Source organism: Vibrio sp. 378, from assembly GCF_033339435.1.
The window spans coordinates 1,936-3,116 of record NZ_JAWOUO010000041.1; the positions used below are offsets into that span (position 1 = coordinate 1,936).

The 1,181-nt window shown below is 49.8% G+C and carries 1 rRNA gene (running past one end of the window); it reads right to left on the reverse strand.

What is annotated here, in order from left to right:
* Nucleotides 1–1,153: ribosomal RNA gene (locus R7Q48_RS23825) — 23S ribosomal RNA — on the reverse strand; it reaches 1,774 nt to the left of the window's first position.
* Nucleotides 1,154–1,181: the final 28 nt, after the last annotated feature.

The window sequence follows — 1,181 nt, forward strand, 5'->3', positions numbered from 1 at the left end:
ATTGCCGCAGCTTCGGTTTACTACTTAGCCCCGTTACATCTTCCGCGCAGGCCGACTCGACCAGTGAGCTATTACGCTTTCTTTAAATGATGGCTGCTTCTAAGCCAACATCCTGGCTGTCTGAGCCTTCCCACATCGTTTCCCACTTAGTAGTAATTTGGGACCTTAGCTGGCGGTCTGGGTTGTTTCCCTCTCCACGACGGACGTTAGCACCCGCCGTGTGTCTCCCGGATAGTACTTACTGGTATTCGGAGTTTGCAAAGGGTTGGTAAGTCGGGATGACCCCCTAGCCTTAACAGTGCTCTACCCCCAGTAGTATTCGTCCGAGGCGCTACCTAAATAGCTTTCGGGGAGAACCAGCTATCTCCAGGTTTGATTGGCCTTTCACCCCTAGCCACAAGTCATCCGCTAATTTTTCAACATTAGTCGGTTCGGTCCTCCAGTTGATGTTACTCAACCTTCAACCTGCCCATGGCTAGATCACCTGGTTTCGGGTCTATATCCAGAGACTGAACGCCCAGTTAAGACTCGGTTTCCCTACGGCTCCCCTAGATGGTTAACCTTGCCACTGAATATAAGTCGCTGACCCATTATACAAAAGGTACGCAGTCACAGGACAAGCCTGCTCCTACTGCTTGTACGTACACGGTTTCAGGTTCTATTTCACTCCCCTCACAGGGGTTCTTTTCGCCTTTCCCTCACGGTACTGGTTCACTATCGGTCAGTCAGTAGTATTTAGCCTTGGAGGATGGTCCCCCCATATTCAGACAGGATATCACGTGTCCCGCCCTACTCGATTTCACTGAACACACGTCGTCAACTACGGGACTATCACCCTGTATCGTCAGCCTTTCCAGGCTGTTCGTCTAACGCGTGTAAAGCTTAAGGGCTAGTCCAATTTCGCTCGCCGCTACTTTCGGAATCTCGGTTGATTTCTTTTCCTCGGGGTACTTAGATGTTTCAGTTCCCCCGGTTCGCCCTGTTGAGCTATGTATTCACTCAACAGTAATACCTTATGGTATTGGGTTTCCCCATTCGGAAATCCCAGACTCAAATGGTTTTTACTACCTAATCTGGGCTTATCGCAAGTTAATACGTCCTTCATCGCCTCTGACTGCCAAGGCATCCACCGTGTACGCTTAGTCACTTAACCATACAACCCGAAGGAGTTTCGAGTTGAT